Consider the following 3,511-nt stretch of genomic DNA (forward strand, 5'->3'; position numbering starts at 1 on the left):
CGGCGCGGGCCGGCGAACACAGGGGCCCGGCCGCGACGGTCGCCGACCCACGTTCCTCGTCCCAAGCGGCGCGAGCCGGATCGCGCTACGCCGCCTTTGCCCGGGCATAGGCCTGCGAGCCGCGCGTGATCACCGCGTCGCCCGGCTCGATCGCGGCGACGGGGATGTCGGGCAGCGCCTTCAGCCGGTCGTACATCGGCCCGAAATCGGTCTCGACCGTCAGGCGCAGCAGCTCGTCGAAGCTCGGCACCACGAAGTAATTCTGCTGGAAGTCATCGATCCGGTACTCGGTGCGCATCACGCGGGCGAGGTCGAAGCCGATCCGGTGCGGCGACGGATCGTCGAGCGCGAAGCGCGTCTCGGCGAAGCTCGACACGATGCCCGAGCCATAGATGCGCAACTCGCCGCCCTCGCGGATCAACCCGAACTCGACCGTGTACCAGTAGAGCCGGCCGAGCCATTTGAGCGCATCGTGCGCCATCGCGCGCTGGCCGCCCTTGCCATAGGCCTCCAGGTAATCGGCGAAGACCGGGTCGGCGAGCATCGGCACGTGGCCGAACACGTCGTGGAAGACGTCGGGCTCCTGCAGATAGTCGAGCTGGTCCGGGCGGCGGATGAAATTGCCCGCGACGAAGCGGCGGTTCGCCATGTGATCGAAGAACACCTCGTCCGGCACCAGCCCCGGCACCGCGACGACACGCCAGCCGGTGAGCGCCGCCAGCCGATCCGACAGTTCCTCGAAGTTGGGGATGCCGCCGTCGGACAGCTTGAGCAGGTCGAGCCCGCGCAGATACGCCCGCGACGCGCGGCCGGGGAGCAGCGCGGTCTGCCGCGCGAACAGCGTGTCCCAGGTGGCATGCTCCGCCGCCGTGTAACGGTCCCAGCCCTGCGGGATCGTCCAGTCGGCGGCGGCGCCGGGCGGGGGCTGGTCCAGCCCATGGGTATCGTCGGCCACCGCTGTCCCCTAACCTGTCCGTCATGCGCAACGCCCGCCCCCTCGCGCTGGTTGCCGTGCCGGTCTCCGTCCTGGCGCTGGCGGTGCTCGGCTATGGCGTGGCGGCGCTGGTGGGCGGGTCGATCCCGACCAACGCGGGCTGGCGTCCACCCGCGCGGGGCGTGACGATCTGGGTCGAGTCCGGCCCGATCCATACCGGACTGGTGCTGCCCAAGGTCGCGGCGGGCGTGGACTGGCGCGGCTTCGCGCCGCCGGGCGACTTCGGCGACCCGCGTGCCGCCGGGTTCGGCTATCTCGCGATCGGCTGGGGCGAGCACGGCTTCTTCCTCGGCACGCCGACCTGGCGCGAGCTGCGGCCCGGCACGGTGCTGCGCGCGGTGGCGGGCAGCGACGAGACGCTGCTCCATGTCGAGCATGTCGCGCGGCCGGTGGCGGGCGAGGACGAGCGGCCGGTGACGCTCACGCCGGCGCAATACCGGCGGCTGGCGGCGTTCATCGTGTCGAGCCGCCGGCCGGGCGGGCGGCGCTGGCGCGGCTATGGCCCGGCCGATGTCTTCTATGAGGCGCGGGGGCGTTACGGGCTCGGGCACACGTGCAACAGCTGGACGAGCGACGCGCTGCGGACCGCCGGCGTGCGGGTCGGCTGGTGGACGCCGCTGCCGGTGACGGTGAGCGGGTGGTTCGGAGTGACGGGATGACGCAATATTTCGAGGATATGGTCGTCGGCGCGGTCGAGCGGTTCGGCGCCTATCGGGTCACGCGCGAGGAGGTGATCGACTTCGCGCGACGCTTCGATCCGCAGCCTTTCCACCTGTCGGACGAGGCGGCGGCGGCCACGCATTTCGGGCGGCTGTCGGCGTCGGGCTGGCACAGCTGCGCGATGGTGATGGCGATGCTGGTCGAGCATCTCCAGGCCATCGACCATGCGGGGCTCGGCTCGCCAGGCATCGACGCGCTACGCTGGCTCCGACCCGTCCATCCGGGCGACACGCTGCGCTGCGAAACCGAACTGCTGGAGAAGCGGCGGTCGGCGAGCCGGCCGGCGATGGGCAGCTTCAAGTCGCGGCTGATCGCGTACAATCAGGATGATGTCGCGGTGCTGTCGATGGTGTCCATCGGGCTGATCCGCGTCCGGGAAGCTATCCCATCGTCGGGATGACGAAGGCGTCCTGCACGCGGGCGGGGCCGCCGTCCTCGCTCCCGCGCGCGAGCGCCGAGCCGTCGGGCCAGCGCTGGGTGACGGTCTTGACCCTGGTCCAGAACCGCACGCCTTCCATCCCGTGCTGGTTGTGATCGCCGAAGCCGGAGCGCTTCCACCCGCCGAACGAGTGATAGGCGACCGGCACCGGGATCGGCACGTTGATGCCCACCATGCCGACCTCGACGCGCGCGGCGAACTCGCGCGCGGCATGGCCGTCGCGGGTAAAGATCGCGACGCCGTTGCCGTACTGGTGCTCGCTCGGCAGCCGCACCGCCGTGTCGAAGTCGGGCGCGCGGACGATCTGGAGCACGGGGCCGAAGATCTCTTCCCGGTAGGACCGCATCGCCGGGGTGACGCAATCGAACAGCGACGGGCCGATGAAGAAGCCCTGCTCATGACCCTGCAAGCTGAAGCCGCGCCCGTCGACGACCAGCTCGGCCCCCTCGTCGACGCCGGTCTGGATCCAGTTCTCCACGCGCTGCTTGTGCGCGGCGTTGACCACCGGGCCGTAATGCGCGTCCGCGTCGGTCGAGACGCCGACCCGCAACGCCGCGATGGCGGGGATCAGCTTGTCGCGCAGCGCGTCGGCGGTCCGCTCGCCGACCGGCACGACGACGGGGAGCGCCATGCAGCGCTCGCCCGCGCTGCCGAACGCGGCGCCGGCCAGGTCCGCCACGACCTGATCGAGGTCCGCGTCGGGCAGGACGATGCCGTGGTTCTTCGCCCCGCCCATCGCCTGGACGCGCTTGCCCGCCGCGACCCCGCGCCGGTAGACGTGGTGCGCGATGTCGGACGAGCCGACGAAGCTCACCGCCGCGATCGCCGGGTGATCGAGGATCGCGTCGACCATCTCCTTGTCGCCGTGCACGACCTGAAGGATGCCGTCGGGCGCGCCCGCCTCGCGCATCAGCTCGGCCAGGCGCACCGGCACGGACGGATCGCGCTCGGACGGCTTGAGGATGAAGGCGTTGCCGCACGCGATCGCGACGCCGAACATCCACATCGGGATCATCGCGGGGAAGTTGAACGGCGTGATCCCCGCGCCGATGCCCAGCGGTGTACGCATCGAATAGACATCGATCCCCGGCCCGGCGCCGGGCGTATACTCGCCCTTGAGCAGGTGCGGGATGCCACAGGCGAACTCGATCACCTCCAGCCCGCGCTGGATGTCGCCCTTGCTGTCGGCGATCACCTTGCCGTGTTCCGACGAGAGCAGGTGGGCGAGCGCGTCCATGTTCGCCTCGACCAGCTCCTTGAAGCGGAACATCACGCGGGCTCGGCGCTGCGGGTTGGTCGCCGCCCAGCCGGGCTGCGCCGCACGCGCGGCGGCGACCGCGCGCTCCAGCTCCGCGGCG

4 protein-coding genes are annotated in these 3,511 nt (G+C 71.2%); 2 read left to right on the forward strand and 2 right to left on the reverse strand.

The window, feature by feature from the left end:
- Positions 1–85 precede the first annotated feature (85 nt).
- A complete protein-coding gene (gene phhA, locus HUU95_RS11270) occupies positions 86–955 on the reverse strand; it encodes a phenylalanine 4-monooxygenase (protein WP_174280197.1) in 870 nt (289 codons plus the stop codon).
- Between the two features lie 23 nt (positions 956–978).
- Here phhA and HUU95_RS11275 point away from each other — a divergent pair, with 23 nt between their 5' ends.
- Both HUU95_RS11275 and HUU95_RS11280 read left to right on the forward strand, forming a co-directional pair.
- Entirely contained in the window at positions 979–1,653 is a 675-nt protein-coding gene (locus HUU95_RS11275; RefSeq protein WP_174280198.1) for a TIGR02117 family protein, read from the forward strand.
- Positions 1,650–2,114 carry a MaoC family dehydratase gene (locus tag HUU95_RS11280; protein WP_174280199.1) on the forward strand — a complete coding sequence of 155 codons (465 nt, stop codon included), beginning with the start codon at positions 1,650–1,652 and terminating at the stop codon, positions 2,112–2,114. The genes HUU95_RS11275 and HUU95_RS11280 overlap by 4 nt, the downstream gene beginning before the upstream one ends.
- On the opposite strand, the gene HUU95_RS11285 is transcribed toward HUU95_RS11280, so the two are convergent.
- Positions 2,095–3,511 (reverse strand): CoA-acylating methylmalonate-semialdehyde dehydrogenase (locus HUU95_RS11285; RefSeq protein ID WP_174280200.1); only part of this gene is annotated, 1,417 nt, incomplete at its 5' end. The genes HUU95_RS11280 and HUU95_RS11285 overlap by 20 nt on opposite strands.

The sequence above is a fragment of the Sphingomonas bacterium genome, from assembly GCF_903643065.1.
In the GTDB taxonomy this organism is placed as follows: domain Bacteria; phylum Pseudomonadota; class Alphaproteobacteria; order Sphingomonadales; family Sphingomonadaceae; genus Sphingomonas.

Coding starts and splice junctions, on each gene's coding strand:
- HUU95_RS11280 (WP_174280199.1), top strand. CDS start 1,650: ATGACGCAATATTTCGAGGATATGGTCGTCGGCGCGGTCGAGCGGTTC.
- HUU95_RS11275 (WP_174280198.1), top strand. CDS start 979: ATGCGCAACGCCCGCCCCCTCGCGCTGGTTGCCGTGCCGGTCTCCGTC.